Annotated in this window: 19 protein-coding genes; 12 read left to right on the plus strand and 7 right to left on the minus strand. The window is 72.5% G+C overall.

Annotated features, from left to right (window positions below):
- Window positions 1-161: 161 nt before the first annotated feature.
- Both NQ707_RS05555 and pheA read left to right on the plus strand, forming a co-directional pair.
- Entirely contained in the window at window positions 162-485 is a 324-nt protein-coding gene (locus NQ707_RS05555; RefSeq protein ID WP_058730396.1) for a rhodanese-like domain-containing protein, read from the plus strand.
- A 2-nt stretch (window positions 486-487) separates the two neighbouring features.
- On the plus strand, window positions 488-1,429 hold the full coding sequence (gene pheA, locus NQ707_RS05560) for a prephenate dehydratase (protein WP_064725306.1): 942 nt from the start codon (window positions 488-490) through the stop codon (window positions 1,427-1,429).
- Window positions 1,430-1,448: 19 nt separating this feature from the next.
- Here pheA and dld read toward each other — a convergent pair whose 3' ends face one another.
- Window positions 1,449-3,164, minus strand: coding sequence for a D-lactate dehydrogenase (gene dld / locus NQ707_RS05565; protein ID WP_363834062.1), 1,716 nt, complete (start codon window positions 3,162-3,164; stop codon window positions 1,449-1,451).
- A 122-nt stretch (window positions 3,165-3,286) separates the two neighbouring features.
- Entirely contained in the window at window positions 3,287-4,345 is a 1,059-nt protein-coding gene (locus tag NQ707_RS05570) for a diacylglycerol/lipid kinase family protein (RefSeq protein ID WP_404435030.1), read from the minus strand.
- A 133-nt stretch (window positions 4,346-4,478) separates the two neighbouring features.
- On the opposite strand from NQ707_RS05570, the gene serS reads away from it, so the two are divergent.
- Both serS and NQ707_RS05580 read left to right on the plus strand, forming a co-directional pair.
- On the plus strand, window positions 4,479-5,813 hold the full coding sequence (gene serS / locus NQ707_RS05575) for a serine--tRNA ligase (RefSeq protein WP_100464847.1): 1,335 nt from the start codon (window positions 4,479-4,481) through the stop codon (window positions 5,811-5,813).
- Entirely contained in the window at window positions 5,810-6,631 is an 822-nt protein-coding gene (locus NQ707_RS05580) for an HAD family hydrolase (RefSeq protein ID WP_404435031.1), read from the plus strand. Before serS ends, NQ707_RS05580 begins: the two co-directional genes overlap by 4 nt.
- A 33-nt stretch (window positions 6,632-6,664) precedes the next feature.
- Here the strand turns inward: NQ707_RS05580 and NQ707_RS05585 are convergent, their stop codons facing one another.
- Both NQ707_RS05585 and NQ707_RS05590 read right to left on the minus strand, forming a co-directional pair.
- Window positions 6,665-8,095, minus strand: a complete 1,431-nt coding sequence (locus NQ707_RS05585) for a lipopolysaccharide biosynthesis protein (protein ID WP_058730400.1) — start codon at window positions 8,093-8,095, stop codon at window positions 6,665-6,667.
- Window positions 8,092-9,243, minus strand: a complete 1,152-nt coding sequence (locus NQ707_RS05590; RefSeq protein ID WP_404435032.1) for a hypothetical protein — start codon at window positions 9,241-9,243, stop codon at window positions 8,092-8,094. The genes NQ707_RS05585 and NQ707_RS05590 overlap by 4 nt, the downstream gene beginning before the upstream one ends.
- 272 nt (window positions 9,244-9,515) lie before the next feature.
- Here NQ707_RS05590 and NQ707_RS05595 point away from each other — a divergent pair, with 272 nt between their 5' ends.
- Window positions 9,516-10,328, plus strand: a complete 813-nt coding sequence (locus tag NQ707_RS05595) for a nitrilase-related carbon-nitrogen hydrolase (RefSeq protein ID WP_260008510.1) — start codon at window positions 9,516-9,518, stop codon at window positions 10,326-10,328.
- A gap of 118 nt (window positions 10,329-10,446) precedes the next feature.
- On the opposite strand, the gene NQ707_RS05600 is transcribed toward NQ707_RS05595, so the two are convergent.
- Window positions 10,447-11,178 carry an HNH endonuclease family protein gene (locus tag NQ707_RS05600; RefSeq protein WP_404435033.1) on the minus strand — a complete coding sequence of 244 codons (732 nt, stop codon included), beginning with the start codon at window positions 11,176-11,178 and terminating at the stop codon, window positions 10,447-10,449.
- A gap of 288 nt (window positions 11,179-11,466) precedes the next feature.
- On the opposite strand from NQ707_RS05600, the gene NQ707_RS05605 reads away from it, so the two are divergent.
- The 4 genes from NQ707_RS05605 (at window position 11,467) to NQ707_RS05620 (ending at window position 14,994) form a co-directional block, all read left to right on the plus strand.
- Window positions 11,467-12,120, plus strand: a complete 654-nt coding sequence (locus NQ707_RS05605) for a TetR family transcriptional regulator (RefSeq protein WP_058731801.1) — start codon at window positions 11,467-11,469, stop codon at window positions 12,118-12,120.
- Window positions 12,121-12,233: 113 nt separating this feature from the next.
- A complete protein-coding gene (locus NQ707_RS05610; protein ID WP_242650416.1) occupies window positions 12,234-13,895 on the plus strand; it encodes an MDR family MFS transporter in 1,662 nt (553 codons plus the stop codon).
- Window positions 13,896-13,935: 40 nt separating this feature from the next.
- Window positions 13,936-14,262, plus strand: a complete 327-nt coding sequence (locus NQ707_RS05615) for a type II toxin-antitoxin system VapB family antitoxin (protein ID WP_058731800.1) — start codon at window positions 13,936-13,938, stop codon at window positions 14,260-14,262.
- 36 nt (window positions 14,263-14,298) lie between these two features.
- Window positions 14,299-14,994 carry a TetR/AcrR family transcriptional regulator gene (locus NQ707_RS05620; protein WP_058731799.1) on the plus strand — a complete coding sequence of 232 codons (696 nt, stop codon included), beginning with the start codon at window positions 14,299-14,301 and terminating at the stop codon, window positions 14,992-14,994.
- 15 nt (window positions 14,995-15,009) lie between these two features.
- Here the strand turns inward: NQ707_RS05620 and NQ707_RS05625 are convergent, their stop codons facing one another.
- Complete coding sequence (locus NQ707_RS05625; protein WP_224799592.1) at window positions 15,010-15,822, minus strand: hydroxymethylpyrimidine/phosphomethylpyrimidine kinase; 813 nt, start codon at window positions 15,820-15,822, stop codon at window positions 15,010-15,012.
- A gap of 101 nt (window positions 15,823-15,923) precedes the next feature.
- Between NQ707_RS05625 and NQ707_RS05630 the strand changes: the two genes are divergently transcribed.
- Window positions 15,924-16,700 carry a queuosine precursor transporter gene (locus NQ707_RS05630; protein WP_081047775.1) on the plus strand — a complete coding sequence of 259 codons (777 nt, stop codon included), beginning with the start codon at window positions 15,924-15,926 and terminating at the stop codon, window positions 16,698-16,700.
- Here NQ707_RS05630 and NQ707_RS05635 read toward each other — a convergent pair.
- On the minus strand, window positions 16,690-17,583 hold the full coding sequence (locus tag NQ707_RS05635) for an MBL fold metallo-hydrolase (RefSeq protein ID WP_404435034.1): 894 nt from the start codon (window positions 17,581-17,583) through the stop codon (window positions 16,690-16,692). The two genes, NQ707_RS05630 and NQ707_RS05635, sit on opposite strands and share 11 nt — an antisense overlap.
- A gap of 129 nt (window positions 17,584-17,712) precedes the next feature.
- On the opposite strand from NQ707_RS05635, the gene NQ707_RS05640 reads away from it, so the two are divergent.
- Together NQ707_RS05640 and NQ707_RS05645 are read left to right on the plus strand one after the other, a co-directional pair.
- Window positions 17,713-19,197: an amino acid permease gene (locus NQ707_RS05640; protein WP_260009126.1), complete on the plus strand. Its 1,485-nt coding sequence runs from the start codon at window positions 17,713-17,715 to the stop codon at window positions 19,195-19,197.
- Between the two features lie 103 nt (window positions 19,198-19,300).
- Window positions 19,301-19,774, plus strand: a complete 474-nt coding sequence (locus tag NQ707_RS05645; RefSeq protein WP_404435035.1) for an acyl-CoA thioesterase — start codon at window positions 19,301-19,303, stop codon at window positions 19,772-19,774.
- The last annotated feature ends 23 nt before the right edge of the window (window positions 19,775-19,797 follow it).

The following is a 19,797-nucleotide window of genomic DNA, read 5'->3' on the forward strand; positions in this document are numbered from 1 at the left end:
TTCCTCTCTGCCGCGGCCCGCACCCGCTGAGGTGTGAACCATATCTCGCGTTACAGACAACACCCGGGGGCGGTCCGGCGCAAGTGCCCTCCCGCGCGGGACGGACGCCGGGTAGATTGGGCGGCGGAATCCGAGCCAGCCGAGCAGCGAAGGAGCGCACCGTGGACATTCCCAGCGTGAGCGTGGAGGAGATCCCCGAGGACGCCAAGATCCTCGACGTCCGCGAGGACTACGAGTGGGAGGAGGGGCACATCGAGCGGGCCCAGCACCTGCCCCTGGCGGACATCCCCGCCCGCTACGGCGAGATCCCCCTGGACGAGGACGTCTACGTCATCTGCCGCTCCGGCGGGCGCTCGCTGAAGGCCACCGAGTACCTGAACCAGAACGGCTTCGACGCGATCAACGTGCGCGGCGGCATGGGGGCGTGGCAGGACGCCGAGTATCCCATGGTCTCCGAGAACGGCCAGGACCCGCAGGTCCGCTGACCGTGAGGTACGCGTTCCTGGGTCCGGAGGGAACTTTCACCGAGGCCGCCCTGCTGTCCGTGGAGGGGGCGTCCGACGCCGAGCGCGCGCCGTCGCCGTCGGTGCCCGCGGCCCTGGCCGCGGTGCGCGCCGGGGAAGTCGACGCGGCGATGGTGCCGATCGAGAACTCCGTGGAGGGCGGAGTCACCGCCACCCTGGACGCGATCGCGGCCGGGGCGGACCTGCGGATCATCCGCGAGGTGCTGGTGCCCATCCGCTTCGTGCTGGTCGGCGCCCCCGGCACCCGTCTGGAGCAGGTGCGCACCGTGTCCACCCATTCCCACGCCTGGGCGCAGGTGCGCGGCTGGATGCACGCCCACCTGCCGGAGGCCGACTACCTCCCGGCCGGGTCCACCGCGGCCGCCGCCCTGGCCCTGCTGGGCGCGGAGTCCCCCGGGTACCAGGCCGCGGTCTGCTCCCCGGTGGTGCTGGAGCAGCACCCGGAGCTGGCGGTGCTGGCCGAGGACATCGGGGACGTCTCCACCGCGGTGACCCGCTTCGTCCTGGTGGCTCCCGCGCACGCCCCGCTGCCGGAGCGCACGGGCGCGGACAAGACCACCCTGATGATCCCGCTGCCCGCGGACCGCCCCGGGGCGCTGATGGAGCTGCTGGAGCAGTTCACGGCCCGCGGGGTCAACCTCTCCCGCATCGAGTCCCGGCCCACGGGGGAGGCCCTGGGCCGGTACTTCTTCTCCGTGGACGCGGAAGGGCACCTGGCCGACGCGCGGATGCGCAACGCGCTGCGCGGTCTGCACCGGATCTCCCCGGGAGTGGTGTTCCTGGGCTCCTACCCCCGGGCCGACGGCGCGGCACCCGCGGTGGACGCCCACCACGCGGATGCCGCCTTCGACGCCGCGGACCGCTGGGTGGCCGGGCTGATGGGCGCGGCCCCGGAGCGCGCCTGAGCCGCGACCCGGCCGGCGGCTACGCCCAGTTGCGCTTCGGGGAGGTCATCGCCACCCCGGGGTTGAACACGTTGCACGGGTCCAGGGACCTGTAGTGCTCCACGAGGCTGTCCGGGGCGTGGTAGACCCGGCCGTAGTTGTGCTCGGCCGGCAGCACCGCCCCGCGGGCCTCGAGGAAGTCCACCATCTTCTGCTTCACCGTGGGGGCGTCCACCCCCTTGCGGATGATGTGGTCGGCGTGCACCACGTGGCACAGGAAGTGGCTGAGGTAGCAGCTCTCCGCGATGTCCCGGGTGATCTCCTCCGGCATCTGCGCCAGCCAGTCCTCGTCGTCCCGGCGCAGGGCCACGTCCAGGCTCGCGAAGTCGGAGAACTCCTCCCGGCGCAGGTTGAACATCCGGTTGGTCGCGCTGGCCACCCCGAAGCGCAGCAGCATGGCCGCCTCGGCCTCGGCGGCGTCGCACAGGAAGAACCCGCCGTCGTGCCCGTCCTGGGCGAAGAACCCGGTGAGCATCTGCTGGGTCTCCTCCCGCTGGTCGTGGCTGACCACCAGGATCAGGTGGTGCTCCCACCGGTCGCGGAAGGCGCGCAGGCGCTCGGGGACCTGCTCGGGCAGCAGGGCGAACAGCTTCTGGGCGATGGTGTCCGCCGTCGTCGGGCCGAAGCCGGGCAGCTTGGCGAACACCCCGTTGGCCCAGTTCTTCAGGGCGAACATCCGCACCTGGGTGCGGCTGCCGGCGTACTTCAGGGCCACGTAGGTGTCCTTGCCGTACTTCCGGGCCATGTCGAAGGACTCCCGGCCCAGGTACTCCCCGGAGATCGGCAGGCGCCGGTCCGAGGTGAGGATCTCCCGGCGCAGGTCCTCCAGGGTCTTGGGGCTGTCCGTGCCGATGTAGAAGGTCGCGGTGTCCTTCTCCAGGGGGAAGGTGCGCACCCGCACGGCGAAGATCATCAGCTTGCCGGCGCTGCCGGAGGCCTCGAAGAGGAACTTGGGGTTGGCGTTGTACCGGGCCGGGGTGTCCGTGATCTGCCGGACGTGCTCGGCGTAGTCGGTGCCGGTGGTGTCCTCCGGCGGGGCGGTGACCGACGCCGGGTCCCAGTCCCCGCGCTGGGCGCGCTCCAGGACGTGCTCGGGGTCCTCGCCCAGCTCGATGCCGAGGTGGTTGACCAGGTGCGCCTTCCCGTGCTCGTCCACCCGGGCGAACAGAGCGTGCTCGGTGTACGCGGGGCCCTTGCGGACCTGGGAGCCGCCGGAGTTGTTGGCGATGCCGCCGACCACGGAGGCGCCGATGGAGCTGGAGCCGATCACCGAGTGCGGCTCCCGGCCCAGCGGGGTGAGCTTGGCGGTGAGCTCGTAGAGGGTGGACCCGGCCAGGCACACGGCCTCGCGGTTGTCGTTGATCAGGTGGATCTGGTTGATCCGCAGGGTGGAGATGATCACGAGGTCGCGGTCGTAGTCCTGCGCGGCAGGGGAAGACCCGCCCGTGACCCCGGTGTTCGCGGCCTGGTTGATGATGGCGATGTCGTGGTCCAGGCAGACCTGCAGGGCCTGCCACATCTGGACGAGGGTGCCGGGCCTGAGCACGGCCAGCACCTTCCCGGAGCCGTAGCGGTTGCCGCGGGCATACGGTGCGGTGCGGCGTTCGGAGGTGAGCACGTGCTGGGTGCCCATGATGCTGCGGAACTGATCCAGAGCGGCGGTGGCGGAGGGTGCGGCGGCGGACGAGGTGCCCACGGGGATTCCTTTCGACGGCGGCGGCGAATGCGCGTCCAGCGTAGTCCTCCGCCCGGCCGGGTGACTCCCGATGACACCGCGCCGCCGCGCGCCGCGCCGCACCACCCCGCGTCGACGTCGGTTCAGGCGGTCTGCACCCGCAGCACCCCGGGCTGGACCTCGGCGGTGAAGGCGCGGACCTCGCCCACGTAGTCCCCATCCACCTCCATGGGCTGCGGGTGGTGCAGGAAGTCCACGTGCACCCGCCGCCCGTGCAGATGCTCGATCACCGGCAGCAGTCCGCGGCGCCGGGAGATCACCTGCCAGGTCAGGGCGGCCCAGTCCAGGAGGCTGCGGGGGGTGAGCACGATGGTCTCCAGGCGGGCGTCGTCCAGCCGGGAGGCCTCGGCCAGGCGGATCCCGGCGGTGAGGTCCCCGGTGTTGGCGACGATCACCGAGCGGGTCTTGCGGCGCACCGGGGCGGCGTCGTCCACGGTGATGCTCACGGAGTGGCGGCGGGCCACGAGGTTGCGCATCCCGGCCTCCACGTACGCGATCCAGCCGAGGCGGGCTTTCAGGCGATCCCGGGTGTCGGTCATGATCTGGGCGTCGAATCCGGCCCCGCCCATCACGGTGAAGCGCTGCCGCACTGCCTCGCCCTCGGCCAGCTCGGCGCGGATGCCGATGAGGTCGATGCGGTGCGGGTGCCCGTGCAGGGCGATCTGCACGCAGCCGGCCGGGTCGGTGAAGGGCAGCTCCAGGTTGCGGGCCAGCAGGTTCCCGGTGCCCAGGGGGATGATGCCGAGGATCGCCTCGGTGTCGGCCAGCTGCGCGGCGGCCTGGCGTACGGTGCCGTCCCCGCCCATCGCCAGCACCAGCTCGCACCCGGCGGCCAGGGCGGCGCGCACCTGACCGGCCCCCGGGTCCTCCACGGTGGTCTCGTAGACCCGGGGCTCCTCCCACCCGGCCCGGCGCAGCGACGAGTGCACGGCGTCGAGGGCCTCCCCCGCCCCGTGTTTGACCGGATTGACGACGACGCCGACCCGCCGCGGCGGCCCCGGCGTGAGCGGGGGCCGGTCCGGGGCGGCGATCGCCGGGGGCAGGGGGGAGCTGCGCAGCCAGGCGGCGGTGATGCTGGCGGCCGCGGCGCCGCCGAACACGGCGAGGCCCGCGGCGGCCAGGAGCCTGGAAGGTCGAGTCATGCCTCCCAGGCTACGCGAGGAGCGAGCGGAAGGGGTGGCCTGCCCCTCGCCGGCGGGACCTGTCGTCGAGAGCGGCAGAGCCGGCCCCGGGGGAGGCCGCTCGACGCGGACGGCCGTGCGGTAGGTTGGGGGCGTGATCGACCTCAGTCTTCTGCGTGAGAACCCCGACCTCTTCCGAGCCTCCCAGCGCGCCCGCCAGGCCGACGTCGAGCTGGTGGACCGCATCCTGGAGGCCGACGCCTCCCGTCGGCAGGCCATCAGCGAGTTCGAGTCCCTGCGCGCCGAGCAGAAGGCCGCCAGCAAGGACATCGGCCGGCTCGCCGGGGCCGCGAAGAAGGACCCCTCCCAGCAGGGCGCCTTCGAGCAGGCCAAGGCCCAGGCGGCCCAGCTGGCCGGTCAGGTCAAGGAGGCCGAGGCCCGCGCCGAGCAGGCCCAGCGGGAGCAGGACGAGCTGACCTCCCGCATGGAGAACCTCATCATCGACGGGGTGCCCACCGGCGGCGAGGAGGACTTCGAGGTCGTCAAGACCGTCGGACAGCCGCGAGACTTCGAGGCCGAGGGGTTCGCCCCCCGGGACCACCTGGAGATCGGCGAGATCGTGGACGGCATCGACATGGCCCGCGGCGCCAAGGTCTCCGGGGCCCGCTTCTACTTCCTCAAAGGCCACGTAGCCCGCCTGGAGCAGGCCCTGCTGAGCATGGCCCTGGACTACGCGAGCCGACGCGGCTTCACCATGCTCACCACCCCCACCCTGGTGCGCCCGGAGACCATGGCCGGCACCGGCTTCAACGTCAAGCACGACGACGAGATCTACCGCCTCGAGCGCGACGACCTCTACCTGGTGGGCACCTCCGAGGTCGCGATCGCCGGGTACCACGCGGACGAGATCATCGACCTGTCCGAGGGCCCCCTGAAGTACCTCGGCTGGTCCACCTGCTACCGGCGCGAAGCCGGGTCCGCGGGCAAGGACACCCGCGGCATCATCCGCGTGCACCAGTTCAACAAAGCGGAGATGTTCGTCTACGCCCGGGTGGAGGACGCCGAGGCGATGCACGCGCAGATGCTCGCCTGGGAGGAGGAGATGCTCGGCCTGTGCGAGCTGTCCTACCGCGTCATCGACACCGCCGCCGGGGACCTCGGCTCCTCCGCGGCCCGCAAGTTCGACTGCGAGGCGTGGGTGCCCACCCAGGGCACGTACCGCGAGCTGACCTCCACCTCCAACTGCACCACCTACCAGGCCCGGCGCCTGAACATCCGCGAGCGCACCCCCGAGGGCGCGGAGGGGAAGAAGGGCGGGACCCGCATGGTCGCGACCCTCAACGGGACCCTCGCCACGACCCGCTGGCTGGTGGCGATCCTGGAGACCCATCAGCAGGCGGACGGCTCCGTGCGCATCCCGGAGGCGCTGCGCCCCTACCTGGGCGGCCTGGAGGTCATCCCGGCGGTGCGCGAGGCCGGGAGCCGGTGACCTCCGCGCCCCGAAGCCCGGCGTCGGGACCCCACCTGGTGGCCCTGGACGTGGACGGCACCCTGGTGGATCACGACGGCGCGATGTCCGCCCGGGTGCGCCGGGCCGTGCAGGCGGTGGTCGCGGCCGGACACCACGTGGTCATCGCCACCGGGCGCTCCCGGGCCGCGGCCCTGCCCGTGGTGGAGCTGGCGGGGATCACCCGCGGCTACGCGGTGGCCTCCAACGGCGGGATCACCCTGCGCATCGACGCCGAGGCCCCCGGCGGGTACGCGGTGATCGACGCCGCCGAGTTCCGCCCCGAACCGGCCCTGCGCACCCTGCGCGAGGCCGTGCCGGGGGCTCGCTTCGCCCTGGAGACCGCCGAGGGGGCGTTCTGGTCCACGGTCCCGGTGCACGACGCCAGCTTCGGCGCGCCCGCCCGGGTGGTGGGCTTCGAGGAGCTGGCGAGCATGTCCGCGGTGCGCGTGGTGGTCTTCTCCGACGAGCTGGACCTGGAGGACTTCACCGAGGCGATCGAGCGGGCCGGGCTGCACGGGGTCGCCTACGCGGTGGGGTGGACGCCGTGGCTGGATGTGGCCGCGCACGGGGTGTCCAAGGCCTCCGCGCTGGAGCAGATCCGCTCGCGGCTGGGCATCCCGCGCGAGCGCACCGTCGCGGTGGGGGACGGCTTCAACGACGTCGAGATGCTCACGTGGGCCGGGCGCGGGGTCGCGATGGGCCAGGCCGCGCAGGGCGTGCGGGCGGTGGCCGACGAGGTGGCGCCCAGCGTGTACGAGGACGGCGCGGCCGTCGTCCTGGAATCCCTGCTGGACTGAGTGGGTGGGCCGGGGCTGGTCCCGGTGCCCGGTTCAGGCCAGCAGCAGCGTGTAGACGGCGAGGACTGCGGCGGCGACGAGCCCCGCTGCGGCCACCAGCCCCACGGTGCGCAGCATCGGCAGAGCGACGTCCTTGCGGGCGTTCCACGCATAGGCCAGACCCAGCAGAGTGAAGGCCGCGACCTTCGCCCACGCGACCCCCACCAGGGCGTCGCGGGAGGCCGGCCAGGCGGCGGCCGCGGCGGCGAGCACGACGACGGCCGGGGTCACCCAGTAGAACGCGGTGGTGCGCAGCCGCCCGAACAGGATGTTGGTGGAGACCAGGTACAGGGCGTAGCCGATGCCCAGCACCGGCAGGACGACGGCCACGCGGGTGGTGTCCGGGTTGCCCTGGGCCAGCACGAGGATCCCCAGGGGCGCGCCGATGGACCCGAGCACCGCCATCAGCGCTCCGAGCCGGGTCGCGGTGCGCAGGGTGGACCGGGAGATCCGCTCGAACTCGGCCGGGTCCCCGTGGGAGGCCTTCAGGACGGTCGCGGACCAGGCGTTGTTCAGTCCGGCCAGCACCGCGATGGGCCCCTGGGCGAAGACGAGCGCGGCCAGGTAGACCCCGGTCTCCCCGGGGGAGGCCAGGCGCTTGAGCAGGATGGAGTCGCCCTGCATCAGCAGGATGATCGCGAAGGAGTGCGGCAGCAGGGGCGCCCCGGCCACCACCGCTGTCTTCACCGCACCCCATGCCCTCTGCGGTGCGGTGGGGCGGGTCAGGAGGATCCCGGCGAGGGCCGTGAGGGTCGTGGAGACGGCGAAGCCGCCCATGAACACCGCGGCATGGGCGCCGAACAGGGCGATGGCGGTGAGACCGAACAGGTGGGCGATCAGCGAGGAGCCGGCGGCCAGGGCCGCGAAGGTCAGGGGGCGGGCCTGGGCGCGCAGCTGGGCCTGGGCGGCGACCACGACGGCCAGGGCCGCCATGGACCAGATCGAGGCCAGCAGGTAGGCAGGGGCGCCGGCCAGGGCGGCGATGCCGAGTCCGAGGGCGCCGCCGAGCACCGCGAGCAGCACGTTGAAGCCGTTGATCGCTCGGGCGTTGCGGGGACCGTCGCCGGGTTCCAGCCAGGCGCGGGTGATGGCCAGCGGGAAGCCCGCGGAGAAGGCGACGAGGCCCACCTGCATCACCGAGATCGCGAAGGAGGCGGAGTTCCACCCGGGGGAGCGGACCCCGCCGAACAGGTGGATGGAGAACGGCTGCACGAGCACCGCGGCCATGCCCTGCACCGCCGAGGCGATGAGGTACAGGTACGGCACCACCCGCGGGGGGAGGCCCCGGCGCGGGGACCCGACGGGGGTGGTCTGCGCGGTCCGGGGCTGCGGGCTCGACGGCTGGACGGGACCCACCGGGCCCGGGACGCCGAGGGGTTCGGCGGGCTCCGGGGCGGGCTCGGCCCAGGGCGGGGTGCGGCTCATGCCCGGCGGCTCCCCGCCGGGGCGTCCTCAATGCCAGGCGCCACGGCCTGCGGGTAGGTGCTCCGGGGCAGGCGCTCGGGCAGATGCTGCAGCGGGTGGCGCAGGAACGCCAGGGGGTGCGGCTTCGGGCCGGCGCTCGGCTCCGCCGGCTCCCCGCCCGCGTTCGGCTCCGTCCGGTTCGGGACCGCCGGAGCGGGGGTCGGGTCCGATGCCTGCCCGTCGTGGGTGGGGCTCTGCGGGGTCGTGACCGCGCTGGTCCGCAGTCCCAGGACCTTCAGGGCCTTGTCCACCGGCCCGGTCAGCCAGTACTGCAGCGCCGGGCGCAGGGTGGACCCGTCCCAGCCGAGCAGGCGCGTCAGCTCCTCGGGGCGGCGCATCCAGGGGCGGCCGAGCTCCACCTCGGCGATCCGCCGCAGCGCCTCCTGGTCCGGCTGCTCGGCGAAGAACTCCGGGAACATGGCGCGCATCGCGGCCTCGTCAGGATCCGTCGCGGCGGCGTTGCGCACGGAGTAGAAGGGCCCGTAGGTGTGCACGGGGGTGCCCAGGGCTGCGGCGTAGAACGAGGCCGTGGCCACCCGGTTGGTGACCACCTTGCGTGCGGAGGCCAGCAGCCACAGGTTGCGGGAGAGGAACTCCGGGTCCCGGCGCTGACCGCAGGTGGTCACCCGGTGCCCGGTGTCGGTCCAGGCGCGCACGATCTCCTCGTGCTCCATGTCATCCACGTGGAGGCAGACCACGGCCGGGCCCTCCTTCTCGTAGACCTGGCGGGCGTACACGGACTGGTCGCCTTCCAGCTGGAAGATCTTGGAGCCGTGGAAGGGGACGACGACGGTGGGGATCGTGCGCTCCGGCATCGCCCCGCGGGCGCGCACCTGGTCCGCCAGGTACAGGAACGGCGCCCCGATGGCTGTGCTCCGGTATCCGGTCTCCTCCTCATCCCGTGCGGGATCCCAGGCCCGGGAACCGTGGGACCACACGAACAGCCCTCCGGCCGGTGCGGCGGAGGCCAGCTCCGTGAAGTGGCTGCGCACCGGGGAGGTGGGCGTCCACCCGTGCTGCACCAGACCGGCGATGTGGCGTGGTGCCGACAGGCCCGCGTGGGCGGCGTAGGCGGCGGAGTGGCCGTAGAAGTGGTTCTGGATGTCCACAGTGTGTGTCCTGGTGCGAATGGGGTGCGATGGTCCGGGTGCTTCCGCGTCCGCCCCGGAGGCGCTCCGGGGCCGCCCGTGGGGGTCTGCGGCCCGGGCGTAACCGGGGTGCGGGCATCGGTGCGCCTCGGGCGAGTCTATCGGAGGGTCGCTGTGCGGATTCTGTGCCGTGCCCGCTGCCCGGCCCGGGGATCCAGTCCCGGGCGTCATGCCTCGGGGGCCGGTCCCGGCCCCTGTGCGCGGGTCCCGGACGGACGTGGCAGGGTGGAGGCATGAGAGCCGCCATCGCCCAGATCAGCACCACCGCCGACGTCGCGGGGAACCTCGCCCTGGTCCGCGAGCACACCGAGCGCGCCGCGGCCGCCGGTGCGCAGCTCGTCGTCTTCCCGGAAGCCACGATGATCGGGTTCGGCCACGACCTGCTGGGTGCGGCCCGGGAGCACGCCGAGCACTGGAAGACCGAGCTGATGTGGCTGGCCGCCGAGCGGGAGATCACCATCGTGGCGGGGGAGTTCGAGGAGGCTCCGGCCGGGTCCGGTAGCCCCCGGGTGCGCAACGTGCTGGCGGCGTACACCCCCGAGGGCGAGCGCTTCGACTACGCGAAGATCCACCTCTACGACGCCTTCGGGTTCCGCGAGTCGGACACCGTGGCTGCGGGCCGGGAGCCCGTGGTGCTCAGCGTCGCCGGGCACCGGGTGGGGCTGGCCCTGTGCTACGACGTGCGCTTCCCCAAGCTGTTCGCCGAGCTCTCTCGCGCCGGGGCCGAGGTCATCGTGTGTGCGGCCTCCTGGGGTGCCGGCGAGAGCAAGGTCCGGCAGTGGGAGATCCTGACTCGGGCCCGTGCCCTGGACAGCAACACGATCGTGCTCGCGGTGGGCCAGGCGGACCCGGCCGTCACCGGCGCCGCGGTGCCGGAGGGCGCGCCCACGGGTGTGGGGCACTCCGTCGTCGCGGACCCGTTCGGAGAAGCCCTGGCGCAGCTGGACGGCGGGGAGCACCTGGAGATCGTGGATCTGGATCTGGACGTGGTGCCCCGGGCCCGGCAGGCTCTGCCCGTGCTGGAGAACGCCCGCCTGGGCTACTGACCGGCCCGGCCCGGCCCTGATCAGATCGATTCGGGACGGGTTCGTCGTTTCGGGACCGGAATAACCCGTCCCGAAGCGACGAACCCGGCCCGAAACCCAGTGGAGCGGGCCGGGCGGGTTACCGGGTGGGGATGCGCTGGCCGGGGCAGGTGTCCAGGACCCGCTGCATCGCGGCCCGCTCGGCACGGGTCACCCACAGGTCGTACTTGCGCTTGACCCCGGCCTGCCGGGCCACGTACTCGCAGCGGAAGGACTTCTGCTCGGGCAGCCAGGTCGCGGCGTCGCCGTCGGACTTGCCGTTGTTGGCGGGCCCGTCCACGGCCAGCAGGTTCAGAGGGTCGTTGGCCAGGGCCATGCGGTCCGCGGTGGACAGCTGCTGGGCGCCGGTCTGCCACGCGTCGGACAGGGCGACGACGTGGTCGATCTGCACCGCCGCGCTGGTCTGGGCCCCCGCGGTGAAGTCGATGCGCCGACCCGTGTACGGATCCTGTAGCACCCCGGTGGCCACCTTGCAGGTCCCGGGGCGCAGGGTGGTCTGGGTCAGGTCCCGGGCGAGGATGTCGTTGCGGGTGTCGCAGCCGTTGTGGTCCACATCCGCCCACCGCGCGCCGAAGGCGTCCCGGGAGTACCCGGTCCGGGCGGCCTTGCCCTTGGTCTCCAGGGAATCCAGGGCCTGCTGCGCGGTGAGGCCCGCGGGCAGGGGGGCGGCCGCCCGGGATGCGGTCGCGCCCGACCGATCTGCGGATCCGTCCTCGCCGCGGAACAGATCCAGCCCGCGGGTGCCCAGCCCGACGACGGCGAGCACCACCACCGCGACCACGGTGACGATGAACCGGGTGCGGGTGCTCATCCGCACGCGCGGGCGGGGACGGCTGCGGGATCGGCGGGAACGGCGCGGGGACACGGGACTCCTGGGACGGTGGGGAAGTGAGGCCGGGGAGGACGACGGCGCACCATTCTGCCACCGCCGCCCTCGGCCCGACCCGCCCGCCGTCCGCCGACGGACCCGCCCGCCGCCCCGCGTCGCCCACCGCCGCCCGTCGGCGTTGCCCTCTGACGGACCCGCCGGCGGATCCGGTGACCGATCCCATAGAAGATGCACTCGTGCAGATACTGCATCAGTGCATAAGATGCAGTAGTGCAAGAAAACGAATCGCCGTCGCTGCGCGAGCGCCGCCGGACCCGCACCTGGGAGGCCATCCACGCCGCCGCCGCCGAGCAGGCGCGCGCCAAGGGCCTGAAGGGCACCACCGCGGAGTCCATCGCCGAGCAGGCGGGGGTCTCCACCCGGACCTTCTTCAACTACTTCCCCAGCAAGGAGGACGCCGTCCTCGGGCTGCGCGAACCGCAGATGAGCGAGCAGCTGCTGCGCACCGTGCCCCACCCCGCGAAGAGCGCTCTGCCGGCCTACGCCGCGCAGATCTTCCTGCGGGTGCTGCGCGGGTCCATGTCCCCGGAAGCCGCCGCGGCGTCGCGCGAGGTCATCCGCGAGCTGCCGGAGCTGCGCCAGCGGATGAAGATCCACATGCTGCGCTGCGAGCAGGCCCTGCAGCAGTTCCTGCTGGGCATGGACTGGGCCGCCTACGCCGAGCGGGGAGAGCTCGTGCCCCGCACCGAGCCCGACGCCGAGCCCGACCCGGAGCAGGTGCGCCGCGTCCGGGCCCTGGTCCTGCTCTCCGCGGCGATCCTGCGCCACATCGACTTCGGTGCGGGACGGGAGATCGACGAGGCCGACGCCCAGATCGCCCGCTCCGCCGCCCTCTTCTCTCAGATCCTCCAGGAGGAACGTTGACCACCACCTACACCCCGCGTCACGCGCGCCCCGGCCGGGCCTCCACCCCGCAGACCGCCCCCGCGCCGTCGTCGGCGGCCGAGTCGGCCACGTCGTCCGAGCCCGGCGGGGCCATCGATCCCGCCCCGGCCCCCAGCATCCTGCTGCTGTTCATCGGGCTGATGCTGATCATGCTGATGTCCTCGCTGAACCAGACCGTGCTCTCCCCGGCCCTGCCCACCATCGTCGGGGAGCTGGACGGGGTGGAGCACATGTCCTGGGTGATCACCGCGTTCATCCTGGTCTCCACGATCATGATGCCGATCTACGGCAAGCTCGGGGACCTCTGGGGCCGCAAGCCCCTGCTGATCTTCGCGATCCTCGCCTTCACGGCCGGGTCCGTGACCGGTGCGCTCGCGGAGTCGATGACGGGGCTGATCGTCTCCCGTGGGCTGCAGGGTCTGGGCGGCGGCGGCCTGATGATCCTGTCCCAGGCGGTGATCGCCGATGTCATCCCGGCGCGCGAGCGCGGCAAGTACATGGGAGCCCTGATGGGCGTGTTCGCGTTCTCCTCCGTGGCCGGGCCCCTGCTGGGCGGGTGGCTGACCGAGGGCCCGGGCTGGCGCTGGGGCTTCTGGATGAACGTGCCCCTGGGCGCGCTGGCCCTGGCCGCGGCCGTGTTCCTCATCCCGCACACCAACGCGGGGGCGCGCACGCGCCGGGCGCGCATCGACGTCCTGGGCATGGCCCTGCTGGCCGCGGCCACCGCCTGCCTGGTGCTGGCGATGACGTGGGGCGGGAACCAGTACGCCTGGAACTCCCCGACCATCCTGGGGCTGCTGGGCGCCGTCGTCGTGGCGGCGGCGCTGTTCGTGCCGGTCGAGCTGCGCGCGGCCGAGCCGGTGATGCCGATGGCGCTGTTCCGGGACCGCAACTTCGTGCTGACCACCGTGGCGGGGCTGTGCATGGGCATCGCGATGTTCGGGGCGATCGGGTACATGCCCACCTACCTGCAGATGGTGCTGGGGGTGGACGCGACCCAGGCCGGCCTGCTGATGATCCCGATGATGGGCACGATGCTGGTGACCTCGGTGACCGTGGGGGCGCTGGTGTCCAAGCTGGGCCGATACAAGGCCTTCATGGTGGCCGGCTCCCTGCTGATCGCGGCCGGGCTGTTCTGCCTCTCGCGCCTGGCCACGGACACCGCCACATACCTGATCTGCCTGGCCCTGGCCGTGGTGGGTCTGGGCCTGGGGATGTCCATGCAGCTGCTGACCCTGGTGGTGCAGAACAGCTTCCCGGTGAGCATGGTCGGCACGGCGACGGCGGGGGCCAACTTCTTCCGCCAGGTGGGCGCCACGGTGGGCTCGGCCCTGGTGGGCGGGCTGTTCACGGCCCGGCTGAAGGATCTGCTGGCGGATCGCCTGGCCCCGGTGCTGGCCGCGGCCCGGCAGCAGGGGCAGGCCACGAGCCTCGGTTCCACCAACTCGCTGACCCCCTCGGTGGTGCAGTCCCTGCCGGATCCGGTGCGCGAGGTGATCATCGGGGCGTACAGCGACGCCCTGATCCCGATCTTCCTGTGGATCATGCCGCTGGGGATCGCCGCGGCGCTGGTGCTGCTGTTCGTCGTGGAGAAGGACCTGGCCACCACGGTCGCGGCCTCCGGGACCACCGCGGCTGCCGGAGCGCAGGAGGAGCGACTGGAGGAGGCTTCCGAGGAGGAGGCCGAGCGGCGCCACCCGCACACCGGGGAGATCCCGCTGCCGGAGACCGGCATGATCCCGATCCGCTCGTGAGATCCCGGGTCCTCGGGGGTGCCCGTGGGATCATGGGGGCATGATCTTCCACGCCGTCGGTGATTCCCGCCCGTACCCGGACCACGGGTACGACGGGCCCCGGCAGTGGGGGACCATCCCGCCGCAGCAGGTGCGCCTGGACCGGCTGATCACCACGCAGCGCACCCTGGACCTGGGCACCCTGCTGGATGAGGACTCCACCTTCTACGGGGACCTGTTCCCGCACGTGGTCCGGTGGCGGGGTCGGCTGTACCTGGAGGACGGGGTGCACCGGGCCCTGCGCACCGCGCTGCAGCATCGGCAGGTCATGTACGCCCGCGTCCTGGACCTGGATGCGACCGCGGATGGCGACGCGGCGTCGTCATGACTGTCTTTTGGTGACACCTGCCCGTATGATGTCAGCATGCCTCGAATCAGCGCCGCGACCAACGCCGCCCAGCGGGAGAACACCAAGAACGCCATCCTGGCCTCCTTCGGCGAGCTCCTCTACACCAACGGGCTGACCGGCCTGACCATGACCCACGTGGCCAGGAACGCCGGGATCGGGCGCACGGCCGTGTACAACTACTTCGCGGACATGGGTGAGCTGCTGGTGGCCTACGCCCTGGATGAGACCGAGCGGTTCATCGGGGATCTGCGCACCGAGCTGGCCACCGTGACCAACCCGGTGGATCAGCTGGCCGTGTACGTGCGGATGCAGATCGAGGACATGTCCCGCCGCCACCTGCCTCCGGGCCCGGCGATGCGCTCGGTGCTCTCACCGGAGTCCTTCGAGAAGCTGGGCCACCACGTCGGGGAGCTGCAGGCGGTGCTCGCCCAGATCCTGCGCGCCGGCATCGACCAGGGGTACCTGCCGGAGTCGGACATCCGCGAGATGGCGCAGCTGGTGCACGGCTCGCTGTCCTCCGCCGCGGATCGCGGGCGCGCCGAGGACGAGGCCGCCCGGGAGACCCGCATCGGGAACACCATCCGCTTCATCCAGCTGGGCCTGGGCGCCTCCTTCGACGCCGAGGGCCGCCCCGTCCCCACCCACCGGGTCCCGCAAGCGCAGGAGACCGCGGAGGACGAGGCGCCCCGCCTGCGCTCCGTGGCCTCCTGACCTGCGCGTGCCCGCTCAGGCGAGCCGGTTGATCTGGCGCAGCGAGTCGAACGGGGCGTGGGAGGAGATCCGGGCCTCGATGCCGCGGGTCACGAAGTCCTTCGCGGCCCGCGCCGCCTCCAGCGGGGTGCGGCCCTGCGCGAGCTCCGCGGTCACCGCGGCCGCCAGGGAGCAGCCGGCACCGGCCACCTGGACCTCGCCGATCTTCGGAGCGGAGAGCACCTCGGTGGTCTGCCCGTCGTAGAACACGTCCACGGCGTCGTCCCCGTCCAGGCGCACCCCGCCCTTGGCGAGCACGGCCGCCCCGGAGCGCTCGTGGATGATCCGCGCGGCCTTCTCCAGGTCCTCGACGGTGTCGATCGCCTCGAGCCCGGACAGGGACAGGGACTCGAAGTGGTTGGGGGTCACGAAGTCCGCCAGCGGCAGGATCTTCGCCTTCAGCGCCTCGTCGGTGTCCAGGGCGGCGCCGGGCTCCTGTCCCTTGCAGATCAGCACCGGATCCAGCACGATCCGGCGCGGCTTCTGCTCGGTGAGCACCTCGGCGACGGTGGCGATGGTGTCCGGGGAGCCGAGCATCCCGATCTTCACGGCGTCGAGGTCGTAGACGGTGGTGTTGACCTCCAGCTGATCCTGAAGAGTCTGCTGGTCCACGGGGGTCAGCCGGTGGGCCCAGCCGTTCTTCGGGTCGAAGGAGACGATGCAGGTCAGGGCCAGGCACCCGTAGACCCCGAGGGCCTGGAAGGTCTTCAGGTCCGCCTGCGCACCGGCGCCGCCGGTGGCTTCCGAACCCGCGATGGTCATGGCGATGGGGGTCTGCGAGGTAGTCATGCACCCCATGATGGCACGGGTCACCCCACCCGCCGCACCCCACCGCATCTCCCGTTTTGCGGAGGCAGGGGAGGGGTGAGGATGGGGCAGGGGTGGGTAGGATGCTGTGCGGCCCGGGTGGCAGGCGGGCCGCGTCATCGTCGTCCCCTCCTCGCACTCAGGAGCCTCCCGTGCCGCACTCCGCCCCCGCCCCGCGCTACGCCCGACGGCCACGCACCTACTTCGACCTGCTGCTCGCGCTGTACTGCGTGCTGCTGATCCTGTCCAACATCGGGGCCACCAAGGGTGTGGCCTTCGGCCCCATCATCACCGACGGCGGCTTCTTCCTCTTCCCCCTGGCCTACGTGCTGGGCGATGTGGTCACCGAGGTGTACGGCTTCCGCTCCGCTCGACGGGCGATCATCACCAGCTTCCTCGCCGGGGCGTTCGCGAGCCTGTGCTTCTGGATCGTCATCATCCTGCCCGCCGCGGACTTCTACGAGAACCAGGCGGCCTTCGAATCCGTGCTGGGCCCGGTCCCGAGGATCCTCGCCGGCTCCCTGGCCGGGTTCCTGGTGGGGCAGCTGCTCAACGCCTGGGTGATGGCCCTGATCAAGCGGGCCACCGGCGAGCGGTGGATGTGGGTGCGCCTGATCGGCTCCACCCTGGTGGGGGAGCTGGCGGACACCCTGATCTTCTGCACCGTGGCCGCCCCCATCCTGGGGATCACCGAGCCCGCGGACTTCCTCAACTACGTGCTCGTGGGCTACGTGTACAAGTGCGCGGTGGAGGTCATCATCCTGCCCATCACCTACCCGACCATCGCCTGGTTCAAGCGCCACGAGCCCACCTACCCGCGCGTGGAGGACGACGCCGCGGCGGGGCCCGCTACTCGCTGAACCCGGCGATCGCGCCCAGCTCCACCAGGTGGGCCAGCTGGGCCTTGAGGGTCTTGACGGCCGCCGCCCGGGCAGCGTCGGGAACCGCCGGGTAGATCCGCCGAGCCAGCGCGGAGGCGGAGGGCCCGATGTCGTCGTCGGTCTCCCGCAGCAGCTCCTGCAGCGCCTCGAACCGGTCCAGCCGGTGCTCCAGCAGCGCCTCGCACCGGGCGTGCAGGTCCCCGCCCGGCGCCCCGTGTCCGGGCAGCACCGTGTGCTCGCGCTGCTCCAGCAGATCCCGCAGGGAGTCGATGTACGGCTCCAGGGCGCCGTCCGGGTAGTCCAGCATGGTCGAGCCGCGGCCCAGCACCGTATCCCCGGTGAACATCACCGAATCGGCATCCAGGCGCAGGCACACCGAATCCGCCGTGTGCCCCGGCGTGCCCAGCACCAGCAGCTCCTGCTCCGCCGCGCCGACCACCTCCCCGTCCTCCAGGGGCGGGCCCTTGCGGCACAGGGAGGGCTCCGCCGCGCGCACCGGGGCACCGGTCATCGCGTGCAGGGCGGGGGCGCCCGCGGCGTGATCCGCGTGCCGGTGGGTCAGCAGGATCAGCTCCACCCGCGTCCGCTCGGTCAGGCGGCGCAGGTGCTCCGGGTCCTCCGGGCCCGGGTCCACCACGATGACGCCCGGCCGGGAGCCGTCTCCCGGCCAGTCCCGCGGAAGATCCCCGACCACGTACGTGTTGGTGCCCTCCAGGGTCATCGGCCCCGGATTGGGCGCGCGCAGGCAGGCCGTGTGCCCGCTGGTGCGGACCCAGCCGGGCGCGGCCGTGCCGCCGGGCTGGGGGCCGCCGGGCCCGACGGCGTCGTGCCCGGGGTCGGGGGAGGAGGGCGTGACGTCCATGGGGTCCAGTCCACCACATCCGCGCCCGGTCCGGGGCGCGCGATGCCGCCCGCCGCCGCCCGACCTCGCCCGCGCCGGGCGGATATGCTGGTCGGATCATCCGGTTCGCACCCGAAAGGCACTTCCGCCGTGTCCCACGCACCCGAGAATCCCGGCGCCGCCGCGCCCACCCCCGCGGAGCCTGCCCCCGGTCAGGGCGGGCTGACCCGCTCCCTCTCCCACGAGCAGATGACCATGATCGCCCTCGGCTCCGCCCTGGGCACCGGCCTGTTCCTCGGCTCCGGGGCGGCCATCGCCATCGCCGGCCCGGCCGTGATCGTCTCCTACGCCATCGGCTCCCTGATCGCCGCGATCATCGCCAGCGCCGCCGGGGAGATGGCCGTGCGCTTCCCCGTGCGCGGCGGCTTCGGCTCCATGGCCGCCCGCTACCTCGGGCCCTTCGGCGGGTTCATCTCCCGCTGGTCCTACTGGGCCACCACCGTGCTGGTGGCCGGGGCGGAGCTGGTCGCGGTGGCCACGTACCTGAAGTTCTGGTGGCCGGAGCTGCCGCTGTGGGTCGGCATCGTCGTGTTCGGGGCGATCGTGCTGGGGCTGAACGCCTTCAGCGTGAAGTCCTTCGGCTCCGTGGAGTTCATCCTCTCCGGGATCAAGGTGCTCGCGGTCATCGCGTTCATCATCATCGGCCTGATCATCGTGTTCTTCGGGCTGCCCAGCCACCCCGCGGAGGGCCTGCACCGGCTCACCGAGGGCGGGGGATTCCTGCCCAACGGGCCGGCGTCGATCTGGCTGGCGATGGCCGTGGTCATGTTCTCCTTCGGCGGGATCGAGCTGGTGTCCATCTCCGCGGCCGAGGCCAAGGACCCGGTGCGCTCGGTGCGCTCGGCCGCCAAGGCCACCGTGTGGCGGCTGTCCACCTTCTACGTGCTGTCCCTGTTCGTGGTGATGTGCCTGATGTCCTCGGAGACCCTCACCCAGGAGGAGGGGCTCAGCTCCAGCCCGTTCGTGCGGGTGTTCTCCGACGTCGGGATCCCGGCGGCCGCGGCCGTCATCAACTTCATCGTGCTGGTCGCGGCGCTGTCCGCGGCGAACGCGAACGTGTACGCCGGCACCCGCCTGATGCACTCCCTGTCCTACGAGGGCATGGCCCCGCACCGGCTGCGGGCGACGACGGCGCGCGGCATCCCCGCCGGGGCCCTGGCCGTGTCCAGCCTGGGCATCCTGCTGGTGGTGGTGCTGGCGCTGTTCACCGAGTCCGTCTTCCAGATCATGATGTCCATGATCACCACCCTGGTGCTCGTGGTGTGGGGCCTGATCCTGGTCTCCTACATCTCCTACCGGCGCCGGGACGGGGCCGCGGACCAGTTCCGCCTGCTCGGAGGGTCCGCGATGGCCGGGGTGGGCATCCTCGGGCTGGTCGCGGTGTTCGTCGCCGTGTTCTCCAGCGCGACGATGGTCGTGCCCGGCCTGGTGGCCGTGGCGTTCTTCGCGGTGCTCGTGGTGGTGTTCTTCGCCGCCGTGCGCCACCACGCCCAGCTGGATGAGTCCGCCTTCCAGGAGGCCCACGACGCCACCGGCGCCGTGCCGACGGTCGCCCCTCCGCAGCGTCGCCGCTGAGGCGCGGCGCGGTCCGGCGCGGGCGGGCCGGGCCCCCGGCCTGCTGACTCAGGGGCCGGTTCGCGGGAGCGCGCGGGCGGAGCGCGCTCCTAGAGTGGTTGGCATGAGTGCAGCAGTCGATCCCGAGCCCGTGATCCTGGAGGTCCCCCTGCGCTGGGGGGACATGGACGCGTACGGGCATGTGAACAACGTGCAGATCGTGCGGATCCTGGAGGAGGCCCGCGCGCTGGCCTTCGGCGCCCCGCCCAGCGCGGGCGAGGTCCCGGAGCAGCGTCGCCAGGAGGTGCCCATCCCCGTGTTCGCGGACCTGCCCGCGGGCACCCAGGCGCTGGTGGCCGAGCACACCGTGAAGTACCGCTCGCCCCTGCCCTACCGAGGCGATCCGGCCCGGGTGGAGGTGTGGGTCCAGCGGGTCACCCCGGCCAGCCTCACCGTGGGCTACCGGGTGTGCGATGCCGCGACCGGGACCCCGTGCTGTGCGGCGAGCACCGTGCTGGCCTTCGTCCGGCCCGACGGCGGGCTGGTGCGTCTGAGCCCGGAGCAGCGTCGCACCCTGCAGCGGCACCTGCGGGCCTGAACGGCCCCCGGCAGCCCCCAGAC

Source organism: Rothia sp. BD8, assembly GCF_044878465.1.
Taxonomy (GTDB): Bacteria; Actinomycetota; Actinomycetes; order Actinomycetales; family Micrococcaceae; genus Rothia; species Rothia kristinae.

Coding starts and splice junctions, on each gene's coding strand:
- NQ707_RS05570 (WP_404435030.1), bottom strand. CDS start 4,345: ATGACTCGACCTTCCAGGCTCCTGGCCGCCGCGGGCCTCGCCGTGTTC.
- NQ707_RS05585 (WP_058730400.1), bottom strand. CDS start 8,095: ATGAGCCGCACCCCGCCCTGGGCCGAGCCCGCCCCGGAGCCCGCCGAA.
- NQ707_RS05595 (WP_260008510.1), top strand. CDS start 9,516: ATGAGAGCCGCCATCGCCCAGATCAGCACCACCGCCGACGTCGCGGGG.
- NQ707_RS05600 (WP_404435033.1), bottom strand. CDS start 11,178: ATGAGCACCCGCACCCGGTTCATCGTCACCGTGGTCGCGGTGGTGGTG.
- NQ707_RS05615 (WP_058731800.1), top strand. CDS start 13,936: ATGATCTTCCACGCCGTCGGTGATTCCCGCCCGTACCCGGACCACGGG.
- NQ707_RS05620 (WP_058731799.1), top strand. CDS start 14,299: ATGCCTCGAATCAGCGCCGCGACCAACGCCGCCCAGCGGGAGAACACC.
- NQ707_RS05625 (WP_224799592.1), bottom strand. CDS start 15,822: ATGACTACCTCGCAGACCCCCATCGCCATGACCATCGCGGGTTCGGAA.
- NQ707_RS05630 (WP_081047775.1), top strand. CDS start 15,924: ATGCTGTGCGGCCCGGGTGGCAGGCGGGCCGCGTCATCGTCGTCCCCT.
- NQ707_RS05635 (WP_404435034.1), bottom strand. CDS start 17,583: ATGGACGTCACGCCCTCCTCCCCCGACCCCGGGCACGACGCCGTCGGG.
- NQ707_RS05645 (WP_404435035.1), top strand. CDS start 19,301: ATGAGTGCAGCAGTCGATCCCGAGCCCGTGATCCTGGAGGTCCCCCTG.